Raw genomic sequence first — 20,450 nt, 5'->3', positions numbered from 1 at the left:
CGGCTGATTTGACGACTGCTTCGCAGCCGTGCGGGAGCAAGCTCCCTCGCCACAACAGCCTTCATCCAGCGCCTTGCAACAAACCCCGACCGAACATCTATCCTTCATATAGGTCAACCAAAGGAGTAACAGGACCGGAGGATCGTTCATCGTGCATATCGCGGACATCACCATGTTCTACGCCCCCGCCAGTGGAGGCGTGCGCACTTATCTGGATGCAAAGCATCGTCGCCTGGGCATCAAGCCAGGCATTCGCCACAGTTTGCTGATCCCCGGATCGTCCTTGGGCGAGCAGGATGGCATCTTCACGGTTCCCGCCCCTGCCCTGCCCTTCGGCAAGGGTTATCGCTTTCCTCTGCGTCTGGCGCCCTGGCGCAATGTGCTGCAAGACTTGCAACCCGATCTGATCGAAGTCGGCGACCCCTATCTCACCGCATGGGCGGCGCTGGATGCGCGGCGCCAACTCGATGTGCCGGTCATCGGCTTCTATCACTCGGACCTGCCGCTGCTGGTCAGCAACCGCATGGGAAGCTGGGTGACCAACAACGTCGAGGCCTATGTCAGCAAGCTCTATGGCAACTTCGACCGGGTCCTGGCGCCCAGCCGGGTCATGGCCGACAAGCTCATCGGGCTTGGGGTCAGGAATGTCTTCGTGCAGCCGCTCGGCGTCGACCTGCAAACCTTCAATCCCGATGCCAGAGACCCCGGGCTGCGGGCCGAGCTGGGCCTGGACGAAAACACCCGCCTCTTGATCTTCGCCGGGCGCGGGTCCAAGGAAAAAAACCTGCCGGTGCTGCTCGACTGCATGAAACGCCTGGGCCGACGCTATCACCTGTTGCTGGTTGGCTCGTCGATGCCCACGGCCGTGCCGTCCAACGTGACGGTGATCGACGAGTTCTGCCCGGCGGCGCAGGTGGCCCGCCTGATGGCCAGCGCCGACGCATTGCTCCACGCCGGCGATCAGGAAACCTTCGGCCTGGTCATTCTGGAGGCCATGGCCAGCGGAATTCCAGTGGTAGCCGTGGCGGCCGGGGCCTTCGAGGAAATCGTCACCGAGGACTGCGGCCTGCTCTGTGCGCCGAACAATCCCGCCGCGATGGCCACCGCCGTTCGAGAACTGTTCGGCTCGGGCAGCGTAACCCTGGGCCGGCAAGCGCGATTGCATGTCGAACGGCATTACGCCTGGGATACGGTGGTCAACAGCCTGCTGCGCCACTACCACGCCGTGCTCGGCAGCCAATGGCCGCAGGCAGCCAATGGTTGAGTCCATGAACTGTCCCGCTTTACTGCTGGTACTGCACGACGTGGCACCGCCCACCTGGGCCGATTACCAGCCGTTCGTCGAAACCGTCGACGCCTTGGGTGACGTGCCGATCACCTGGCTGGTGGTCCCGGATTTGCACAAACACAACAATCTGGACGCCCATCCGCAATTTTGTCGCCAGCTCAGTGCCAGGGTCGCCCGGGGCGACGAACTGGCACTGCATGGCTATTTCCATTGTGACGACGGGCCGATGACCATCAATCCCCGCGACTGGTTCATGCGTCGGGTCTACACCCACGAAGGCGAGTTTTACCGTTTGTCGCAGGAAGACGCCCTCGCCCGGTTGCGTTCGGGTATCGATATGTTCCACCGCCATGACTGGCCGCTCGAGGGGTTCGTCGCCCCGGCCTGGCTGATGAGCCAGGGCACTCGCCAGGCGTTGCGCCAATTGCCGTTGAGTTACACCAGCGACTCGCAACATTTATACCGGCTACCGGATTTCATCGCGATAGAGGCGCCGGGGCTGGTCTGGAGCGCGCGCAGCGCCTTGCGCCGGGGTGTTTCGAAGCTCGTCAGCGACTGGCGAGAACAGCGTTGGCAGCACGCCCCGGTGATTCGCCTGGGCCTGCACCCGGTGGACATGCGCCATGAGTTCTCACGCCGATACTGGCTACAAACCCTGGAGCACCTGCTCGACATCGGAAGAGTTCCGATGACCAAGGCCCGCTGGCTGGCGCTGCAAAACGACCGAATGGGCCTTGCCGCATGAGTCGCGCACTGCTGTTGTTCGTCGGTTTGCTCGCGGCAGTGCTGATTCCATTATTGTTGGGCGGCAGCGAAACCTGGTCTCGGCTGAGCGCATTTCCGCTGCCGTGGTTGCTGATCATGTTCGGCATGATCCTGCTGTGCTGGGGAGTGAACACTCTGCGTTTGCGCCTGTTGCTGGGGGATCAGTGCGACAAGGTCGGCCGACTCAGGAGCCTCGGCGTGGTGATGGCCGCCGAATTCGCCTACTGCGCCACGCCCGGCGGCAGTGGCGGACCTCTGACGATCATGGCCTTACTGGCGCGTCGCGGCGTGCGTCCCGCCAGGGGCAGTGCAGTGTTTGCCATGGATCAACTGAGCGACTTGCTGTTTTTCCTCTGTGCCCTGAGCGGGATTCTGATTTACGCCCTGTTCCAGCACCTCAGCCAGCGCATGGAATGGATGCTGATGGTCAGCACCGTTTCGCTGTTCGGCGGCCTGATCAGTTGCGTCATGGTGGCCCGCTATCACCGCTTATTGATTCGCCTGAGTGGCCGTTGGCTCGCCCGACTCAATGTCAAGGCGGCCACGCGAATGCGCTGGGCGCGCAAACTCCTGCAGTTTCTGGCGGCGTTTACCGACACGTTGAAGTTGCCCGTGCGGACCTTGATCAAGGTATTCGCCCTGACCTGCATGCACTGGGTCCTGCGCTACAGCGTGCTGTACCTGGCGCTACGAGGGCTCGGCGCGGACTTGCAGTGGGCCTGGAGTTTTCTGGTCCAGATGCTTGCCCTGAGCGCCGGTCAATTCAGCCTGCTGCCGGGGGGAGCCGGGGCGGCCGAACTGACGTCCGCTGCACTGCTGGCGCCCATGGTCGGGAAATCCACGGCAGCCGCGGCGATTCTGATTTGGCGGGCGGTGACCTATTACTTCTATTTACTGGTCGGTGGGCCGGTATTTTTGCTGATGCTGGGTCGGCCACTGCTGATGAAGTTGATGAAACTCAGGCAGGCTTAGGTTTGTCCTCGGGCTCTTGCTGCATCTGCTCCCACAGCTGCGCGGCGTCAGGAAACTCCGTACCGGTTTCAGGCCCCATGTCATCCGGGTCGTAGCGGCTCAGGCAACCCTCGCCCAGCGTGGCGGGAGCCTTGGAGGTGGCTTTGTCCAGTGGATCGGCCATGGTCATGTCCTCGGTGCAGTAACGGCGAAGGGCCTGAAGCGATTGAACGCCCAGGCCCTTCGAGTTTCAACTGTGACGTACGTCTGTCAGAAGACGACAGTCTTGTTGCCGTGCACCAGCACCCGGTCTTCCAGGTGATAACGCAAGCCACGGGCCAGCACCATTTTTTCGACATCACGGCCGAAACGCACCATGTCTTCGATGCTGTCGCTGTGGCTGACGCGTACCACGTCCTGCTCGATGATCGGGCCGGCATCCAGCTCTTCGGTCACATAGTGGCAGGTCGCGCCGATCAGCTTCACGCCACGCAGGGAGGCCTGGTGGTACGGCTTGGCACCAACGAACGACGGCAGGAAGCTGTGGTGAATGTTGATGACCTTGTGCGCGTATTCGCTGCACAACTCGGGCGGCAGGATCTGCATGTAGCGGGCAAGCACCACCACTTCGGCGTCGTGCTGCTTGACCAGGCGCGAAACCTCGGCGAAGGCTGGCTGCTTGTCCTGCGGATTGACCGGGACGTGGTAGTACGGAATACCGTGCCACTCCACCATGCTGCGCAAGTCATCATGGTTGGAAATCACACAGGAAATTTCGCAGTCCAGCTCATCGCTGTGCCAGCGGTGCAGCAAGTCGGCCAGACAGTGCGACTCGCGGCTGGCCATCAGGACCACGCGCTTCTTTTGCTCGGTATCGGTGATGCGCCAGTCCATCGAGAACTCTTCGGCGATCGGGGCAAAGGCTTCACGAAACGCTTCGATACCAAATGGCAGGGAGTCGGCACGGATTTCGTGACGCATGAAGAACCAGCCACTGAGATTGTCCGAGTGATGGCTCGCTTCAGTGATCCAGCCGTTGTGTGATGCCAGAAAGTTACTGACTTTGGCAACGATGCCAACACGGTCCGGGCAAGAAATCACCAGACGAAAAGTGCGCATGAGGGGGAAACTCCAGAACTTCGCAAAGGCCGCCATTCTAGCGATTGCGCAGCAAAACTGCAGTATTGTTGACGTTTCGCCCTGCCGGAAGGTCAGTGCGCCAGGGCGGACACCCGCAGTGCCTGCTTGCACAGATGCTCTTGCGTCGCCGAGCAATTGTTAATTTATGTATATCTGACAGACCGGGACCACACTAAAAACTGCATTACCAATGCGAGCCAAAACCCCGGCAATTAAATTAAATAAACTTGCCTTAAATGTTTACTTGATGAAACACGGTGACTATTATTGCCGCACTGTCACCTGCCATCCAGCGTACAACATAAGGTAGTCACCATGTCCTTGATCAACGAATATCGCGCCACCGAAGAAGCTATCAAAGAGCTGCAAGCCCGTTTGAAGAACCTGTCCCAAGACGACAAACTGCAAACCGAGCTGGAATTCGAAGGCAAACTGCGCACCCTGATGGGCGAATACTCCAAGTCCCTGCGTGACATCATCGCGCTGCTGGATCCAGAATCCAAAACCAAGGCACCACGCGGCGGTGCAGTGAAAACTACTGGCACCAAGCGTGCTCGCAAAGTTAAACAATACAAAAACCCGCACAACGGTGAAGTCATCGAAACCAAAGGTGGCAACCACAAGACTCTGAAAGAGTGGAAAGCCAAGTGGGGCGGTGACGTGGTGGAAGGCTGGGCTACCCTGCTGGGCTAAGCCTCAGAGCTTGTCGCAGATGGATCCGTGACAAAAAATAACGCCAGCAAATGCTGGCGTTTTTTATGCGCGGTGTTTAAGCCCCGGCATGTTCGATTTCAAAGACTCAAACGCTTGCGCAGTCCCTGGACATAATCCTGCCACTCACCGAGCACCCCCTGCTGAAACGCAGTAGCACTAACGCTCAATTGGGCCGCGGCGTCCACAAAACTATCAAGGGTATTTGGCGCACCCCATTCTGGGTCTGACAAACGTTTCTGACAGAATATTCGCCAGCGTTCTTGCTCTTCGGAATTCAACGTGTCGGGAAAGTTGCGTGCGCGATATCGAAACAGCAATTCAGGCAAACGTTCGTCATCGAAAGGCCACTGCTCTTGTGCCAATTGCATCGGGTCAACGGTCCTGACTTGTTCACACAATCGTCGATCCCGATCACCGATAAATCCATCATATAACTGTTGCTCCGGATCCTGGCTCTGGGAAAAATCTTCGCGCGCATAAATCGCCAGGATTTTATCCTGCCAAACTTTCCGGGCGTCATTGAGCTGCGACACCCTCTGCTGATACAGCGCCATATCCAACCCCAGACGCTGCTGATCTTCCTGGCGAAGTACCGACAACGGAGCCACTACCGGGCACTTGTTGATGTGAATCAGCTTCAATGGCACCGGCAACTCGCCCTCGGCCAGCTCGTCGCGGCGGGTATACAAGCGCTGGCGCAAACTTTCGGCATCCAGGTCGAGCAGGCCCTGGGGATCGAGGTGCAGATCACAGACAATCAGGGCGTTCTTGTTGCGCGGGTGCCAGGCCAGCGGCAACACCACACCCACATAGCTGCGCGCGGCCGAAAAACGTCCGGAAACATGTACCAAAGGTTGCAGCAGGCGTATCTGGTCCATGACTTTCTGTTTGCTGCGCAGTTGAAACAGCCAGTCGTACAACTTCGGTTGTTTTTCCCGTATCAGGCGCGCCAGGGCGATTGTCGCGCGAACATCCGACAGCGCTTCGTGGGCATTGCCATGATCGATGCCATTGGCAGCGGTCAGGCGTTCGAGCTTGAGCGTGACCCGCCCCTCGTCATCGGTCGGCCAGACCAGGCCATCGGGGCGCAGGGCATAAGCGGCGCGCACCACATCGATCAGGTCCCAACGACTGTTACCGCCCTGCCACTCCCGAGCATAGGGGTCGAAAAAGTTTCGGTACAGGCTGTAGCGGGTCATCTCGTCATCGAAACGCAGGGTGTTATACCCCGCGCCACAGGTACCGGGCGCCGAGAGCTGGGCATGCACACGGGTCATGAAATCGGCTTCGCTCAAGCCTTGCGCCTGCAGTTGCCCGGGGGTGATCCCCGTGATCGTGCAGGCAGCCGGATGCGGCAGGATGTCATCACTGGGCTGGCAGTAAAGATTGACCGGCTCATCGATTTCATTGAGATCGAAGTCAGTGCGCAAGCCGGCCATTTGCAACGGACGGTCGCAACGGGGGTTGATGCCAGTGGTTTCGTAGTCGTACCAGAAGATGGAGGTCACGGGCGATTCCTGAACTGAAGATCGACAAAGTCTAGGCGTTCACCTCCCGCCCCGGCCAGTAGTCTTGTCATTCAAACACCTTGCGCGGCTCACCATGCAATACATAGTTATGTCGTTTCCTCCCGCCCCCGCCCCTCGAATAGGCTGCTAGCATCGAATGGATACACAATCCCGAATAAGGCCACATCGTCAGGTTGCCCATGCTCGAGACAACAGCACAGCCACGGAATGCGCCGCTGTCACCGCCACTGGATACGCGGTACCAGGTCGAAACGCCGGAAGGCATCGATCTGCCACTGCGGCCGGCCGGGTTGATGGTCCGTGCGCTGGCATTCTCCATCGACCTTGGTTTGCGCGGCCTGGTCCTGGGCGTGCTGTTCATTGTGCTGGCGATGCTCGGCAAACTGGGAGCCGGGCTCGGCTCGATCCTGCTGTTCGTGGTGAGTTGGTGGTACATGGTGCTGTTCGAGGTGCTGAACCACGGCCGCTCGCCGGGCAAACAATGGATGGGCTTGCGGGTGGTGCACGACGATGGCACCCCGGTCGGCTGGTCGGCGTCGCTGCTGCGCAACCTGTTGCGCGTTGTCGACCTGCTGCCATTCGGTTACTTCCTCGGGGCCGTCAGTTGCCTGCAACACCCCCACTTCAAGCGCCTCGGCGATATCGCCGCCGGGACCCTGGTGATCTACCGCGAACGACCGCACACCCGCCCCCAGCTCCCCGAAGCCCAGTCGCGTCGCCCGGCCTTTGTCCTGACACTCACCGAACAACGGGCCATTCTCGGGTTTGCCGAGCGCCAGGGTGAACTCTCCGCAGCCCGGGTCAAAGAACTGGCTTCGATTCTCGCCCAACCCTTGAAAGTCCAGCCCCCACAGGCGGTGACCGAGCTCAACGGCATCGCCCGCGGCTTGTTGGGGCCGACATGAAGCAAAGCCTTTTTGAAAGCCGGCACAAGGCCGAATGGGAGCATTTCGCCCACCTGCTCGAGCAGTTGGAACGGGACGGCAAAAGCACCGACGCCGGCAGTTTCCCGAAGGACTACCGACGTCTCTGCCAACACCTGGCACTGGCACGGGAGCGTGGCTACAGCAGTTTTCTGATCGACTCCCTGCAGCAACAAGTGCTGCGCGGACACCAACAGCTTTACCGTCATCGCAGCCGTTTGGGGGCCAATGTGCTGGCGTTCATCATGGCTGACTTTCCGCGACTGGTGCGCGAACAATGGCGTTTTGTCCTCGCCGCCAGCCTGATGTTCTTTGGCAGCCTGGCCGGCTTCGCGCTGTTGGTGTACCTGTACCCCGAGCTGGTCTACAACCTGATCCCCGCCGCGCAGGTCAGCGAGATGCAAAGCATGTACGACCCCGTTGCCGGTCACCTCGGGCGCACGGCGGGGCGAGCCGCCAGTGAGGACTGGGCGATGTTCGGCTACTACATCATGCACAACATCGGCATTGCCTTTCAGACCTTCGCCAGCGGTTTGCTGTTTGGTTTGGGCAGTGTGTTTTTCCTGATTTACAACGGCCTGATGATCGGGGCGGTGGCCGGGCATCTGACCTACGTCGGCTATGGGCAAACCTTCTGGTCATTCGTGATCGGCCATGGCGCCTTCGAACTCAGCGCCATCGCCCTGGCCGGTGCCGCCGGTCTGAAGCTGGGCTGGGCCTTGGTCGCCCCCAGGCGCCTGCCACGCGCCGAGGCCTTGCAATTGGCAGCGGGCAAGAGCGTGCTGCTGATCTGCGGGGCCATGCTATTTCTGTTGATCGCGGCCTTTATCGAAGCCTATTGGTCGTCGAAGACCGGCCCTTCGCACCAGACCAAGTACCTGGTCGGCGCGGCGCTCTGGCTGCTGGTGGTGGTTTATCTCGTGTTCGCCGGACGTCACCGCCATGCGCCTGAGTGACGCCACGGTGGTGATTCGCCCACGTTCGAACTGGGAAGCCATGGATCTTGGGGTGCTCCTGAGCCAACGCCATCGACGCCTGTTGATGACCAGCTGGGCCCTGGTTACTTTGCCGGTTTTCGCGCTGCTCAGTTGGGGGCTCTGGGATTCGCCCACTCTAGCGGTGTTCATTTTCTGGTGGCTGAAGCCGGCGTTCGAACGCCTGCCCTTGTACATCCTGTCCAAAGCCATGTTCGGTGAAACGCCTACGCTCAAGCAGGCCCTGCACCAATGGCCACGCCTGCTCAAACCGCAATTGCTGGCCAGCCTGACCTGGCGACGCCTGAGCTTGCCCCGCAGTTTCCTGATGCCGGTGATGCAACTCGAAGGACTGGATGGGCAGCAACGGCAACAACGGATACAGGTGCTGTTGCAGCGAGATGCCGGCGCCGCACGCTGGCTGACAATCGTCGGCGCGCACCTGGAAGGCACGTTGTGGACCGGCTTGATGGTGTTGTTCTATCTATTGCTGCCACAACAGGTCGCGCTCGACTGGAGCTGGCAGTCGCTGATCTCGGCGGCCACCCAGGACTGGCGCTGGCTGGAACACCTGACCAACGCCTTTTATGCGCTGGTGCTGGTGGTCTGGGAACCGATCTATGTCGCCTGCGGTTTCAGCCTGTACCTCAACCGACGCACCGTGCTGGAGGCCTGGGATATCGAACTGGTGTTCCGTCGAATGCGCCAGCGTCTGGTCGGTGCAAGCGCTGTCCTGTTGATGGCCGTGATTGTGCTGATGCCGACCACCCACACCACATGGGCCACGGAGCCGGCCCTCTCACCCGACAGCCCGCGCCTGCTGGATCAGCCCCTGACCAGCCAGGCCTCCAGGGACAGCATCAAGGCGATCCTCGAACAGCCGCCCTTCAAGAACCGGGAGTCGGTCACGCGCTACCGCTTTGGCGAAGAGCAATCGAGTGCTGGCGCCACGGACGATGGCAAGACACCGAAATGGTTGAAGACCCTGCTGAAGCTGTTCGAGGGACAAGGCTTCGGGGCATTGGCGACCCTGATTGAAATCGTGCTGTGGGGCATCGTCATTGGGGCCGTCGGCCTGTTGATCTGGCGCTATCGCGACTGGTTACAGGCCTTCGTCAGCCGCCGACCGATCCCCGTCTACAAAGCCACGGGACCGTTACCGCCGCAGGCGTTCGGCCTGGACCTCAAGCCCGAGTCCCTGCCCAGCGACATCGCCGCCCACGCCGAAAGTCTTTGGCAGACTCATCCACGCGAAGCGCTTGGTTTGCTTTATCGCGCCCTGCTCAGCCGTCTGCTGCACGACTTCAACATCGCGCTCAAGTCCGCCGACACCGAAGGCCAGGTGCTTCGGCGTGTCGAACTACTGCAACAACCGGCCTTGCTGGCCTACAGCCAAAACCTGACCGGGCACTGGCAAAACATGGCCTACGGGCATCGCCTGCCGCCCGCTCAGGTGCAGCAGGAACTGTGTAATGGCTGGCGTGTTCTGTTCGGCCCGGAGACTGCCCGTTGAGCCGGCGCTGGGGCTCGATAGCCGGTGCGTTGGTTGCCGTGTTGCTGGCTGCACTGAGCGTTTATCTGTACCTCAAGGCTACCCCCTACCAGACCGAAATCGACCACGGCCCCTCCCCCGAAGCCAATGCCAACCCTTATCTGGCGGCAGAGTTGTTCCTGCGCAAACAAGGCCTGAGCGTCGACCACGCCAATGGCCTCGACATCCTGCCCAGCCTCGACCCTCGCCAACACAGCCTGCTGTTGCTCGGGGAACGGGGCAACATGAGTCCAAGGCAGATCGACCAGTTGATGAACTGGACCCGGGCCGGCGGGCGCCTTCTGTTCGTCGCCGAGTCGCTGTGGGATGAAAAGCTCGGCCACAGCAATGACCTGCTGCTCGACAAGGTGCAACTGCACCAGTCCCTGAGCAAAGACCTCAAGGCCCCACCGCCGGGTGTCGGTGACGATCCGTACCCGCCACTGACCAAGCTCTACCTGGAAGACGAAGACGCCCCGGCCTATGCCGGTTTCGATACCGCGTTCCATCTCGAAGACCCGAAAAACCTCGCCCTGGCCTGGGCCAACAGCGCCAGGGCCACCCACATGATGCAACTCGACCACGGGCTCGGTTCGATCATCGTGGTCACCGATGCCGACCTGTGGAAAACCCCGGCCATCGACCGGTACGATAACGCCTGGCTGCTCTGGTACCTGACCGCCGACACCCGCGTGACACTAATATTCAACACCGATCACGACAGCCTGCTGACCTTGCTGCTGCGTTATTTCCCCCAGGCGCTTGTCGCGCTGTTCGCCTTGATCGGCCTGGGTTTCTGGCACTTTGGCGTGCGTCAGGGTCCATTGCTGGAACCGGCGCCGAAAGCGCGCCGACAACTGCAGGAGCATCTGCGCGCCAGTGCCGACTTCCTGTTGCGCCGCAACGGTCAGGCCGGCCTGCTGCAAGCCTTGCAGCAAGACATCCTGCGGCGTGTGCGGCGTCGCCACCCCGGTTTTGAACAGCTCGGTGTTGCCGAACAATGGCTGGTGCTCGCGCGCCTGACCGGCCAACCCACACGCGCCATCAGCCAGGCCATGAGCCCGCGGCCGAAACAACGGCTTTCCAGCGTTGAATTCAGCCGTCAGGTCGCCCACCTGCAAACCTTGAGGAACGCCCTATGAGTCAATCGATCGAGCCCGACGCACCGAGCCATGCCGCTCAACAGCGCCAGCGTGCCGGCCATCTGGCCCAGGCCGTACGCAAAGAATTGCAAAAAGCAGTGATTGGCCAGGACTGCGTGATCGACGACGTCCTGACCGCGCTGATCGCCGGTGGCCACGTGCTACTCGAAGGCGTACCGGGCTTGGGCAAGACCCTGTTGGTGCGCGCCCTCGCCCGCTGCTTCGGCGGTGAGTTCGCGCGAATCCAGTTCACCCCGGACCTGATGCCCAGCGACGTCACTGGGCATGCCGTGTATGACCTGCAGACCGAGCAATTCAAACTGCGCAAGGGGCCATTGTTCACCAACCTGCTACTGGCGGACGAGATCAACCGTGCCCCGGCGAAAACCCAGGCCGCGCTGCTCGAAGCCATGCAGGAGCGGCAAGTCACCCTCGAAGGCCAGCCATTGCCGATTGCGCAACCGTTCATGGTGCTCGCCACGCAAAACCCGATCGAACAGGAAGGCACTTACCCCTTGCCGGAAGCTGAACTGGACCGCTTCATGCTCAAAGTGCGCATGGACTACCCAGATGCCGGGCAAGAGCTGGACATGGTGCGTCAGGTCTGCCGCTCGACCCGGGCCGATATGCTTGATGTCCAGCCGATGCGCACGTTACTCCAGGCCAGGGATGTACTGGCCCTGCAACGCATCGCCAGCGACCTGGCCCTGGATGACCAGGTGCTCGATTACGCCGTGCGCCTGGCCCGCTCCACCCGCAATTGGCCCGGTTTGACCCTCGGCGCCGGCCCACGCGCATCCATCGCGCTGGTGCGATGTGCCCGGGCCCGAGCGCTGTTGCGCGGCGGTGAGTTCGTGATTCCGGATGACATCAAGGGCTGTGCCCTGGCCGTGCTGCGCCATCGGGTGCGCATCGCGCCGGAGCTGGACATCGAGGGCCTGGATGTCGATCAGGTGCTCCAGCAGATGCTCGACCAAGTGCCGGCGCCGCGCCTGTGAAACCCTCGCGCCTGATGCTCGCCTGGCTATTGATCCTGCTGGCTTGCACCATTGTGTCGGGCGCTTTGCGGGCATTGCAGTTCGCGGTTCCGGCGAATCTCATGGCGATCAACTGGGGGTTGCTCCTGGCGCTGCTGGCCCTGGCCATCCTCGATGCCATTCGCCTCAAGCGCTTGCCTTCGCCCCGGCTGAAACGCCAGATACCCGGCAGCCTGGCCCTGGGTCGATGGGGCGAGGTGCAACTGACGGTCGAACACGACTTTACGCAACCGCTGAAGGTACAAGTCTTCGATCATGTGCCACCTGGCCTGAGCTTCGAACACCTGCCGCTGACGGTCGAGCTGCAACCCGGCCAGCACAGCCTGGCCGGTTATCGCCTGCGCCCGCTCAAGCGCGGTCACTTCAGCTTCGAACGCTGCGAAGTCGGCCTGCCAAGTCCCTTGGGGCTCTGGTCGGACAGACGCTTGCTCGAACTGCCCGACGCCACCCGCGTCTATCCCGATTTCGCCCGCTTGTATGGAGGGCAATTGCTGGCGGTGGACAACTGGCTCAGCCAGCTTGGCGTCCGCCAGAAACAACGGCGGGGCCTGGGCCTGGAATTCCATCAATTGCGCGAGTTTCGCGAGGGTGACAGCCTGCGCCAGATCGACTGGAAAGCCACCGCCCGCCAGCGCACGCCGATTGCCCGGGAGTATCAGGACGAACGCGATCAGCAGATCATTTTCATGCTCGACTGCGGCCGGCACATGCGCAGCCAGGATGATGAGCTGTCGCACTTCGATCACGCCCTCAACGCCTGTCTGTTGCTTAGCTACGTGGCGCTACGTCAGGGCGACGCGGTGGGCCTGAGTACCTTTGCCAGCGAACAGCCGCGCTACCTCGCGCCGGTAAAAGGCACCAGTCATCTCAACACCCTGCTCAACACCGTCTATGACTTGAGCAGCAGCCAACGCAGCGCCGACTATCAAGCCGCGGCCACGCAACTGCTGGCACGGCAAAAACGCCGGGCACTGGTGGTGCTGGTGACCAATCTGCGCGAAGAGGACGACGATGAACTGCTTCCGGCCGTCCACCGCCTGAGCCGGCAGCATCAGGTGCTGGTCGCGAGCCTGCGCGAAGACGTGCTCGATACCCTGCGTCAGTCATCGGTGCAGACCTTGTCCGAAGCGCTGGCCTATTGCGGGACCGTGGACTACCTCAATGCACGCGCCGAACTCCATGAGCGCTTGAACGCTCATGGAGTGTTGGTGATGGATGCGCGGCCCGGTGAGTTGGGGGCAGAGCTGGTGACTCGGTACCTGGGCTGGAAAAGAACCGGACTCTGAGCCTGAGCAATCACTCACAGCCGAGTTCCCATTGATCTCAGGCCGAAGCCGGCAACGGCAGAAAACTGAAGTACTGCTTCAACGCCTCCACCAATTGCCCATATTCCGGTGGCGCCCGTTGCAGGCTGAACCCGGCGTCGTAATGTTGGGGGGTCGCGTCTTCGTGGCACCACAGGCAACAGGCCTGCAGGTCGATGATTCGCTGGCCACCTTCGCTGGCGGGAATTTTCAGGCGCAGGTTGAAGTCCGCGCCGATCATCATCGGCAACTGGCTGATCAGCATCAGCCCGTCTTCGGAGACATTGCCCAGGTAGCCGATGGGTTTGCCGGTGATGCCGTTGAACACTTTGAGGAAGTACGGCAGTTGATGCCGCTCGATTCGGCGGTCAGTGAACATGTGCAATTTCGCTATGCAAGGCTCTTAAGCAGAGCCGCACTACTGCTTCGGAACGGGTATGCATGAGTCTTTGCCCGCTCTCCCCGCTTCCGGTGCGCCAGTCCTTGTAGCGCAGAGTCCTGCTTGTGCCGGTCACAGGTGTTGCCCCGGTTCAGAGGACAAGGCTCTAAAACCGGTTCATTGGACTATAGCTCAGCACCGCCGGTGAGCCAGCGACTGGAGGGTTATCGCCATCAGAACTGCGTAGGTTTAACAGCCGCTGCACTGCGCATCGGGTAGTGACCCAGGCTCTGCAGGGTTTCGATGCGGGCACGGGCGCGGTAGGCATATTCGCTCTGAGGATAGGACGCCATGATGAACTGATAGGTTTGAACCGCATCGATGTACATCTTCTGCCGCTCCAGGCACAGGCCGCGCATCAACGATACTTCCGGCCACACATAAGGCCGCGCGCGGCTGTCGCGTTCGACCTTGGACAACTCGAGCATCACTTGCTCGCAATTGCCCCGGTCGTAGGCGCTGTAGGCATTGTTCAAATGATGGTTCATCGACCAACGGGTGCATCCCGTGACGCTGAGGGCGCTGATGGCAAGGGCGGCAATGAGAACGAAACGCATGGGGAAATCTCCTGTCTTGAACGCTGTATCGACCCATGGCCGGAAATCTTCAGGCTGCCGGGACGCAAAGTTGCAGGGTTCAATAAAGAAAGAAATAAGTAGTGCAAACGAACAATGACTACAACTTCGGAGCATAGTAGCCTCACTCAGCGCTTGAACTCAGGAGTCTTTGCATGTCCGTCCGTCGTACCAAAATCGTCGCCACCCTAGGCCCGGCCAGTAACTCGCCGGAAGTTCTCGAACAGCTGATTCTGGCTGGCCTGGACGTCGCCCGCCTGAACTTCTCCCACGGCACTCCCGACGAGCACAAGGCTCGCGCGAAGCTGGTGCGTGACCTCGCTGCCAAGCACGGCCGCTTCGTCGCCCTGCTGGGTGACCTGCAAGGCCCGAAAATCCGTATCGCCAAATTCGCCAACAAGAAGATCGAGCTGAAGATCGGTGATCAATTCACCTTCTCCACCAGCCATCCTCTGACCGAAGGCAACCAGCAAGTGGTCGGCATCGACTACCCGGACCTGGTCAAGGACTGCGGCGTGGGCGATGAGCTGCTGCTCGACGACGGTCGCGTGGTAATGCGCGTCGATACCGCCACGGCCACCGAACTGCACTGCACCGTGACCATCGGCGGCCCGCTGTCCGATCACAAAGGCATCAACCGTCGCGGTGGCGGCCTGACCGCTCCGGCCCTGACCGAAAAAGACAAGGCCGACATCAAGCTCGCCGCGGAAATGGAAGTCGACTACCTCGCGGTCTCCTTCCCCCGTGACGCCGCCGATATGGAATACGCCCGTCAACTGCGCGACGAAGCCGGCGGCACTGCCTGGCTGGTGGCGAAGATCGAACGCGCCGAAGCCGTGGCCGACGACGAAACCCTCGACGGCCTGATCAAGGCCTCCGACGCGGTGATGGTTGCCCGTGGTGACCTGGGCGTGGAAATCGGCGACGCCGAGCTGGTGGGCATCCAGAAGAAGATCATTCTGCACGCACGCCGCCACAACAAGGCAGTGATCGTCGCGACCCAGATGATGGAGTCGATGATCCAGAACCCGATGCCGACCCGCGCCGAAGTGTCCGACGTAGCCAACGCCGTGCTCGACTACACCGACGCCGTGATGCTCTCGGCTGAAAGTGCTGCTGGCCTGTACCCGCTGGAAGCCGTTCAGGCCATGGCGCGTATCTGCGTCGGCGCCGAAAAGCACCCGACCAGCAAGACCTCCAGCCACCGCATCGGCAAAGAGTTCGAGCGCTGCGACGAGAGCATTGCCCTGGCGACCATGTACACCGCCAACCACTTCCCGGGCGTGAAGGCGATCATCGCCCTGACCGAAAGTGGCTACACCCCGCTGATCATGTCGCGCATCCGCTCCTCGGTGCCGATCTACGCGTTCACCCCCCACCGCGAAGCCCAGGCTCGCGCGGCAATGTTCCGTGGCGTGTACACCATCCCGTTCGACCCGGCTTCGCTGGCGCCGAACGAAGTCAGCCAGAAGGCTATCGACGAGCTGGTCAAGCGCGGCGTAGTACAGAAAGGCGACTGGGTCATCCTGACCAAAGGCGACAGCTACCACACCACCGGCGGCACCAACGGCATGAAGATCCTGCACGTTGGCGACCCGATGGTCTGAATGACCGGTTGTTCGAAAAACCAAGGCCCCGCCATGTGAATGGCGGGGCTTTTTTACATATAAAAACAAGAAAAAACAGATAAATACCTGTCAAGTTTGACAGTAGACAGCTCACTCCACTCCTTACTTAATACAGCTGAACCTTGGCAAAGCATGATGACGCCCAGACTTCACTCTGCAGGCGCTTCACCAACTCGCTGAAATCAACTGATTAAGGAATGGAAGAAATGAATACCCGCCCCGTTCACTCCGCTGGTGCTTTGGACCCAAGTTTTGGGCCGCTACAAGATGGCCAGCTGCTTCTGACATACAGCGACTACATGACGACCACCGGCCGATTGGTTTCGGAAGCTGCAAACGGCAAAATCTATATCGGTGGATCCAGCTGGGCGCCTGAAGATGCTTTACCTGAGCATCTCAGTCTGACTCGAGTTTTAAGCGATGGCACACTCGATGCCGAGTTCGGCATCGCAGGTACTGCTCACATAAGAATCAAGGTACCGGATATCGAATCATTGGGCACAACGCCTATTCAATTGTTCTACATAACCCATGAAGGAGAAGACAAAATCCTGATATCGGTGGGGAGCTACACCATGGGAGTGGGTACGCCCACAGTGGCGCAAGCGCTGATCCGATTGAACGATAAGGGAGAGCTGGACAAAAAATTCGGCACCGATGGAATTTTGCTCATCCATTCTCCTTTCAAGGTCGAGCACGATCAACAAACAGAAGCGGACATCCTGCAATTCGGCAGTGCTGCTTCAGGTCGTGCGGTGCATGCATCGGATGGCAAAATTTACATAATTTCGACAGGGATTGATCCTGATCTGCAATTGGTAGCGGGCGTCGTGATGTGTTTTGATTATGACGGAATTGTTGACCTGTCATTTAACAACACCGGATACGCGTCTCTTTCTGAAGTGTACGGTGTCCGTAGCTCATTCAACGACATTGTTGTACAGAATGGAAAAATCACTGTGTGTGGGTGGGCAGGCTCCGCCGCGGTACTGGCCAGACTTAATATCGATGGTAGCTTTGACAGAACCTTTTCAGAAGTTGGATACAAACTATTGGAAGGACCAAGTTTTCAGTTCACTTCCCTGACAGTGCTATCTGATGAGCGAACGATTAGCACCGGTTTTGGCTTTCCTGATCGCAAAGGTTTAATTGCAGTTTATACGTCCACCGGTTTAATTGACCGGAGCTTTCACCAAGGCGCGCCCATTTACGAAAACTTTGACGACTTCGCGAGTGTGATGTTTTTTGGTATAGGCGATAAAGACGGAAAAATCATTGCTTCAGGAAGATACATCAAGGATCAGACTCTAAATTTTGTCACCGCTCGATACCTCGCCAATGGTCGCCGCGACACGACGTTTGGGAATGGCAAGGGCTGGGTGGTTCACAAGCCAGGTATTCGAGCCCTTGCTCAGGGGATGAGTCTGCAATCCGACGGAAAGATATTGGTCATAGGTAATGATTATTACGGTTTCTATGGCAAAACTGTCATCGTCACTCGGCTGCTGAACGGCGCCTGAAGTTACGCTGGCTTCATAAGGCAACCCGGCCCGTTGCCTTCAAGCTACCTGCTAAAAAATCCCGACAACGCCGCCAACGCCTCCGGCGACCGCAGCCGCTGGGTAAACAGCGCCCCCTCCTCCTCAATCACCTTGCGCAACAGCTCCCGGTCCGGCGCCTTCATCAATTGCTTGCTGATGCGCACCGCTTCCGGCGGCAGCGACTCGAAGCGCAGGGCCATCTCCCGCGCCTTGGCCAGGGTCTCTTCGCCACTGCCCAGCGCCTCGCAGGCAATGCCCCACGCAGCCGCCTGTTCACCACTGAAACTTTCACCCAGCAGCAACAACTCCGCCGCCTTGGCCTGCCCAAGCAGACGCGGCAGGATCAGGCTGGAGCCGAACTCCGGGCATAGGCCAAGGTTGACGAACGGCATGCGCAGGCGTGCGTCACGGCTCACGTAGACCAGATCACAATGCAGCAACATCGTCGTGCCAATGCCCACCGCCGCTCCGGCCACGGCGGCGATCACCGGTTTGCGGCATTCGAGCAGATTGTGCATGAACCGGAATACCGGGCTGTCGAGTCCATTCGGCGGTTGCTGGATGAAATCGGCGATATCGTTGCCGGCGGTGAAGCATTCGGCAGAGCCGGTGATCAGCACGGCGTTGATCCCGGGGTCGCTGTCAGCCTGTTGCAACGCCTCGGCCAAGTGACTGTACATGGCGCGGGTCAGGGCGTTTTTCTTGTCCGGGCGATTCAGGCGCAGGGTCAACAGGCCGCGTTCGCGTTCAACTTGGATGGCATCGGTCATGGCAGGTCTCGCGTCTGAAAAGTCAGCGCTCAACCACGGGGCAGGAACACATCGGCCAGCAGTTGATTGCGCGGCAATCCCGCCAGGTACAGGCGCCGGGCAAAGGCGTCGACACTGTCGGGGGCTCCGCAGAGTAAGGCCAGGGTTTGCCGGGAAACAAGGCGCAGTTGCGCCAAAGCCGCAGGCAACTCGGCCGGGGTCCACAGTTCGACACTCAGGTTCGGACGGCTGGCGGCCATGGCTTGCAGGGGTTTGGCCAGGTAGTGTTCATCGGCATCATGGGCCAGGTGGATGACGCGGATAGTGCCCTGGTGATTCTGACGCAGCGCTTCGCGCAAGACACCAAACAATGGCCCCAGCCCGGTGCCGGCCGCCATCAACCACAACGGCCTGGTGTGCCAGTCAGGGTCGTAATGCAAGGCACCGCCGCGCAGTTCACCGAGACGGATCGGATCGCCGATGCGCAATTGCCTGGCGGCATCGCTGAATTCCCCGGGTTTGCGGCAATCGAGATGAAACTCCAGAAAACGATCTTCCTGCGGCAGGCTGGCCAGAGAATACGGCCGCGCCACACTGCCCGCCCACAACACCAGGTGTTGACCGGCGCTGTAGCGCAATGGTCGCTGGGGGATTACCCGCAAGCGCAGCACCGTGGTACTCAGCCAATCGATCGCCGCGACTTCGGCCGGATGACCATCGGTTTGCGGATCGAAGGCGTGCACCTGCAAGTCCTCGACCACCTGGCACTGGCACGCCAGTCGCCAGCCCTGTTCACGCTGCCGGGCACTCAGGGCATCGGGGCGGCTGTCGCTCGGCAGCCCCCGCACACACTGCACCAGGCACGCATGGCAACTGCCGGCGCGGCAACTGTAAGGCACTGGTACGTCGTTCTGGTTCAGCGCGTCGAGCAGATTGCTGCCCGCCGCCACCGACCATTGGCGCTCGCCAACCCGCAGCTCAGGCATCGACGTTCTCCCACGCTGCCGCGCACCGGTTGCGGCCATCACGCTTGGCGCGATAAAGCGCCTGATCGGCCCGTTGCAGAGCGTCATCAAGGTCGTCACCCAGTTCCAGCAGGGTCATGCCGGCGGACAGGCTGAGGCTGCGTACATTCAGACCCATCAGCTCGACATCGGTGAACGCGATGCGCAGCCGTTCGCAGCACGAAGTCAGACTGTCGGCATCGCAATCGGGCAGCAGCACCACGAACTCTTCACCACCGTAGCGGGCCAGAACATCGCCGTCGCGCAGGCACGCGCTGGCAACCCCGGCAAAGGCTTGCAGCACCTGATCGCCGGCGGCATGGCCGTGCAGATCGTTGATGCGTTTGAAATGGTCGAGGTCGATCAGCGCCAGGCCATGCATGACACCCGGGTCCATGGCGTTCAATTCGCGGGAAGCCAGGCGCAGGAAATGCCGGCGATTGAACAGACCCGTGAGTTCATCAGTGGCCACCAGGTCTTCGAGCTGGCGCATCATCCCGCGCAACGTGTCCTGGTGCGCCTGCAAGGCAAAACGCCGCTGGCGCATTCGCTGTCGCGAAGCCTGGACATAGCGGGCATACAGCACCAGCCACACCAGCACGATGAACAGCACACAGACCTGCAACAACGCCATGGCCGGGTCGGGCAGCTGTAAGTGGTAACCCTCCCACAGCGTGATTGCACTGAAACTGAAAAACACCAGCAGCGCGCATCGTACTAAAGACCGGCGTGACAGATGGAACAGGCCGAACAGCAGGATAAGCACGTAAAACACCAGGAACGCACCCCGGGCTTCGTCCAGATGGGCAATCAGCCAGGTTTGCCAGCCCAGCCCCAGCAACACTTGCACCTCGGTCAGGCTGGGGTCGGCGAAGCGCAGATTGCAGCCGCTGTAGAACACCGCGAACAGGATGGCCTGGTTGATCACCACCAGTGCGCTGCCGATGGCGACACTGGAAAGCGGTGCATCGTAGTGACCGGTAAAGAATGCCAGCCACAGCAACAGCAATGCCAGAGCATAGGTGCCGGCCGCGAGGGCGAAACGTTTGAGCAACAGGCGCTGGATGGCGTTATGGGTCAATCGTTGACTCACCAGATGAAAGGAGACTGACAGAGCGTCCTACTCTACAGACCGCATGTCACTTTAGTTGCGTGACCGATAAATGACCATTCAATTTTCGGGATCGACTTTCCGAGCATCGGAAGACTCTGTGGC

Annotated in this window: 20 protein-coding genes; 12 read left to right on the top strand and 8 right to left on the bottom strand. The window is 60.3% G+C overall.

The window, feature by feature from the left end; all coding sequences use genetic code 11:
* Positions 1-151 precede the first annotated feature (151 nt).
* Genes ACM6G4_RS22265 through ACM6G4_RS22255 form a run of 3 tightly spaced genes read left to right on the top strand, consistent with a single transcriptional unit; the run spans position 152 to position 3,025 of the window.
* On the top strand, positions 152-1,264 hold the full coding sequence (locus tag ACM6G4_RS22265) for a glycosyltransferase family 4 protein (RefSeq protein ID WP_414914641.1): 1,113 nt from the start codon (positions 152-154) through the stop codon (positions 1,262-1,264).
* Positions 1,257-2,033, top strand: a complete 777-nt coding sequence (locus ACM6G4_RS22260) for a DUF2334 domain-containing protein (RefSeq protein ID WP_414914640.1) — start codon at positions 1,257-1,259, stop codon at positions 2,031-2,033. Before ACM6G4_RS22265 ends, ACM6G4_RS22260 begins: the two co-directional genes overlap by 8 nt.
* The gene (locus ACM6G4_RS22255) at positions 2,030-3,025 is read left to right on the top strand and encodes a lysylphosphatidylglycerol synthase transmembrane domain-containing protein (protein WP_414914639.1); all 996 of its coding nucleotides are present in this window, start codon (positions 2,030-2,032) and stop codon (positions 3,023-3,025) included. The genes ACM6G4_RS22260 and ACM6G4_RS22255 overlap by 4 nt, the downstream gene beginning before the upstream one ends.
* On the opposite strand, the gene ACM6G4_RS22250 is transcribed toward ACM6G4_RS22255, so the two are convergent.
* A complete protein-coding gene (locus ACM6G4_RS22250) occupies positions 3,012-3,188 on the bottom strand; it encodes a hypothetical protein (protein WP_177336478.1) in 177 nt (58 codons plus the stop codon). The two genes, ACM6G4_RS22255 and ACM6G4_RS22250, sit on opposite strands and share 14 nt — an antisense overlap.
* A gap of 86 nt (positions 3,189-3,274) precedes the next feature.
* On the bottom strand, positions 3,275-4,123 hold the full coding sequence (gene purU / locus ACM6G4_RS22245) for a formyltetrahydrofolate deformylase (protein WP_007993692.1): 849 nt from the start codon (positions 4,121-4,123) through the stop codon (positions 3,275-3,277).
* A 336-nt stretch (positions 4,124-4,459) separates the two neighbouring features.
* Between purU and mvaT the strand changes: the two genes are divergently transcribed.
* Positions 4,460-4,837: a histone-like nucleoid-structuring protein MvaT gene (mvaT, locus tag ACM6G4_RS22240; RefSeq protein ID WP_007933316.1), complete on the top strand. Its 378-nt coding sequence runs from the start codon at positions 4,460-4,462 to the stop codon at positions 4,835-4,837.
* A gap of 98 nt (positions 4,838-4,935) precedes the next feature.
* On the opposite strand, the gene sbcB is transcribed toward mvaT, so the two are convergent.
* The gene (sbcB, locus tag ACM6G4_RS22235; RefSeq protein WP_056726076.1) at positions 4,936-6,366 is read right to left on the bottom strand and encodes an exodeoxyribonuclease I; all 1,431 of its coding nucleotides are present in this window, start codon (positions 6,364-6,366) and stop codon (positions 4,936-4,938) included.
* A gap of 200 nt (positions 6,367-6,566) precedes the next feature.
* Between sbcB and ACM6G4_RS22230 the strand changes: the two genes are divergently transcribed.
* The 6 genes from ACM6G4_RS22230 to ACM6G4_RS22205 are packed head-to-tail and all read left to right on the top strand — an operon-like array spanning position 6,567 to position 13,280.
* Positions 6,567-7,292 (top strand): RDD family protein, encoded by a 726-nt coding sequence (locus tag ACM6G4_RS22230; RefSeq protein ID WP_056726077.1) that lies wholly within the window; start codon positions 6,567-6,569, stop codon positions 7,290-7,292.
* On the top strand, positions 7,289-8,266 hold the full coding sequence (locus ACM6G4_RS22225; protein WP_409078383.1) for a stage II sporulation protein M: 978 nt from the start codon (positions 7,289-7,291) through the stop codon (positions 8,264-8,266). The genes ACM6G4_RS22230 and ACM6G4_RS22225 overlap by 4 nt, the downstream gene beginning before the upstream one ends.
* Positions 8,253-9,797: a DUF4129 domain-containing protein gene (locus ACM6G4_RS22220; protein WP_414914638.1), complete on the top strand. Its 1,545-nt coding sequence runs from the start codon at positions 8,253-8,255 to the stop codon at positions 9,795-9,797. The genes ACM6G4_RS22225 and ACM6G4_RS22220 overlap by 14 nt, the downstream gene beginning before the upstream one ends.
* The gene (locus ACM6G4_RS22215; RefSeq protein WP_414914637.1) at positions 9,794-10,957 is read left to right on the top strand and encodes a DUF4350 domain-containing protein; all 1,164 of its coding nucleotides are present in this window, start codon (positions 9,794-9,796) and stop codon (positions 10,955-10,957) included. Before ACM6G4_RS22220 ends, ACM6G4_RS22215 begins: the two co-directional genes overlap by 4 nt.
* Positions 10,954-11,955, top strand: coding sequence for an AAA family ATPase (locus ACM6G4_RS22210; protein ID WP_056726081.1), 1,002 nt, complete (start codon positions 10,954-10,956; stop codon positions 11,953-11,955). Before ACM6G4_RS22215 ends, ACM6G4_RS22210 begins: the two co-directional genes overlap by 4 nt.
* Complete coding sequence (locus ACM6G4_RS22205; RefSeq protein ID WP_056726082.1) at positions 11,952-13,280, top strand: DUF58 domain-containing protein; 1,329 nt, start codon at positions 11,952-11,954, stop codon at positions 13,278-13,280. Before ACM6G4_RS22210 ends, ACM6G4_RS22205 begins: the two co-directional genes overlap by 4 nt.
* 37 nt (positions 13,281-13,317) lie before the next feature.
* On the opposite strand, the gene ACM6G4_RS22200 is transcribed toward ACM6G4_RS22205, so the two are convergent.
* Positions 13,318-13,677, bottom strand: a complete 360-nt coding sequence (locus tag ACM6G4_RS22200; RefSeq protein WP_056726083.1) for a PilZ domain-containing protein — start codon at positions 13,675-13,677, stop codon at positions 13,318-13,320.
* A gap of 233 nt (positions 13,678-13,910) precedes the next feature.
* Positions 13,911-14,294, bottom strand: coding sequence for a tetratricopeptide repeat protein (locus ACM6G4_RS22195; protein WP_056726084.1), 384 nt, complete (start codon positions 14,292-14,294; stop codon positions 13,911-13,913).
* Positions 14,295-14,467: 173 nt separating this feature from the next.
* Between ACM6G4_RS22195 and pyk the strand changes: the two genes are divergently transcribed.
* Both pyk and ACM6G4_RS22185 read left to right on the top strand, forming a co-directional pair.
* Positions 14,468-15,919, top strand: coding sequence for a pyruvate kinase (pyk, locus tag ACM6G4_RS22190; RefSeq protein ID WP_056726085.1), 1,452 nt, complete (start codon positions 14,468-14,470; stop codon positions 15,917-15,919).
* Positions 15,920-16,146: 227 nt separating this feature from the next.
* Positions 16,147-17,460: a hypothetical protein gene (locus ACM6G4_RS22185; RefSeq protein WP_414914636.1), complete on the top strand. Its 1,314-nt coding sequence runs from the start codon at positions 16,147-16,149 to the stop codon at positions 17,458-17,460.
* 44 nt (positions 17,461-17,504) lie between these two features.
* On the opposite strand, the gene ACM6G4_RS22180 is transcribed toward ACM6G4_RS22185, so the two are convergent.
* From ACM6G4_RS22180 to ACM6G4_RS22170, 3 genes are read right to left on the bottom strand one after another with little or no spacing between them, the layout of a single operon-like run.
* On the bottom strand, positions 17,505-18,251 hold the full coding sequence (locus tag ACM6G4_RS22180) for an enoyl-CoA hydratase-related protein (RefSeq protein ID WP_414914635.1): 747 nt from the start codon (positions 18,249-18,251) through the stop codon (positions 17,505-17,507).
* Between the two features lie 29 nt (positions 18,252-18,280).
* The gene (locus ACM6G4_RS22175) at positions 18,281-19,216 is read right to left on the bottom strand and encodes an iron-sulfur-binding ferredoxin reductase (protein WP_056726087.1); all 936 of its coding nucleotides are present in this window, start codon (positions 19,214-19,216) and stop codon (positions 18,281-18,283) included.
* The gene (locus ACM6G4_RS22170) at positions 19,209-20,315 is read right to left on the bottom strand and encodes a GGDEF domain-containing protein (RefSeq protein WP_414914634.1); all 1,107 of its coding nucleotides are present in this window, start codon (positions 20,313-20,315) and stop codon (positions 19,209-19,211) included. The genes ACM6G4_RS22175 and ACM6G4_RS22170 overlap by 8 nt, the downstream gene beginning before the upstream one ends.
* Between the last annotated feature and the right edge of the window lie 135 nt (positions 20,316-20,450).

The organism is Pseudomonas sp. IT-P258, assembly GCF_949767825.1.
Lineage (GTDB): Bacteria > Pseudomonadota > Gammaproteobacteria > Pseudomonadales > Pseudomonadaceae > Aquipseudomonas > Aquipseudomonas monachiensis.
The sequence above is the reverse complement of the archived record's forward strand: the minus strand, read 5'-3'. Positions and strand labels throughout refer to the sequence as shown.

Coding starts and splice junctions, on each gene's coding strand:
- ACM6G4_RS22225 (WP_409078383.1), top strand. CDS start 7,289: ATGAAGCAAAGCCTTTTTGAAAGCCGGCACAAGGCCGAATGGGAGCAT.
- purU (WP_007993692.1), bottom strand. CDS start 4,123: ATGCGCACTTTTCGTCTGGTGATTTCTTGCCCGGACCGTGTTGGCATC.
- ACM6G4_RS22195 (WP_056726084.1), bottom strand. CDS start 14,294: ATGCGTTTCGTTCTCATTGCCGCCCTTGCCATCAGCGCCCTCAGCGTC.
- ACM6G4_RS22255 (WP_414914639.1), top strand. CDS start 2,030: ATGAGTCGCGCACTGCTGTTGTTCGTCGGTTTGCTCGCGGCAGTGCTG.
- ACM6G4_RS22260 (WP_414914640.1), top strand. CDS start 1,257: ATGGTTGAGTCCATGAACTGTCCCGCTTTACTGCTGGTACTGCACGAC.
- ACM6G4_RS22185 (WP_414914636.1), top strand. CDS start 16,147: ATGAATACCCGCCCCGTTCACTCCGCTGGTGCTTTGGACCCAAGTTTT.
- ACM6G4_RS22250 (WP_177336478.1), bottom strand. CDS start 3,188: ATGGCCGATCCACTGGACAAAGCCACCTCCAAGGCTCCCGCCACGCTG.
- pyk (WP_056726085.1), top strand. CDS start 14,468: ATGTCCGTCCGTCGTACCAAAATCGTCGCCACCCTAGGCCCGGCCAGT.
- ACM6G4_RS22210 (WP_056726081.1), top strand. CDS start 10,954: ATGAGTCAATCGATCGAGCCCGACGCACCGAGCCATGCCGCTCAACAG.
- ACM6G4_RS22180 (WP_414914635.1), bottom strand. CDS start 18,251: ATGACCGATGCCATCCAAGTTGAACGCGAACGCGGCCTGTTGACCCTG.
- mvaT (WP_007933316.1), top strand. CDS start 4,460: ATGTCCTTGATCAACGAATATCGCGCCACCGAAGAAGCTATCAAAGAG.
- ACM6G4_RS22230 (WP_056726077.1), top strand. CDS start 6,567: ATGCTCGAGACAACAGCACAGCCACGGAATGCGCCGCTGTCACCGCCA.
- ACM6G4_RS22175 (WP_056726087.1), bottom strand. CDS start 19,216: ATGCCTGAGCTGCGGGTTGGCGAGCGCCAATGGTCGGTGGCGGCGGGC.
- ACM6G4_RS22220 (WP_414914638.1), top strand. CDS start 8,253: ATGCGCCTGAGTGACGCCACGGTGGTGATTCGCCCACGTTCGAACTGG.
- ACM6G4_RS22200 (WP_056726083.1), bottom strand. CDS start 13,677: ATGTTCACTGACCGCCGAATCGAGCGGCATCAACTGCCGTACTTCCTC.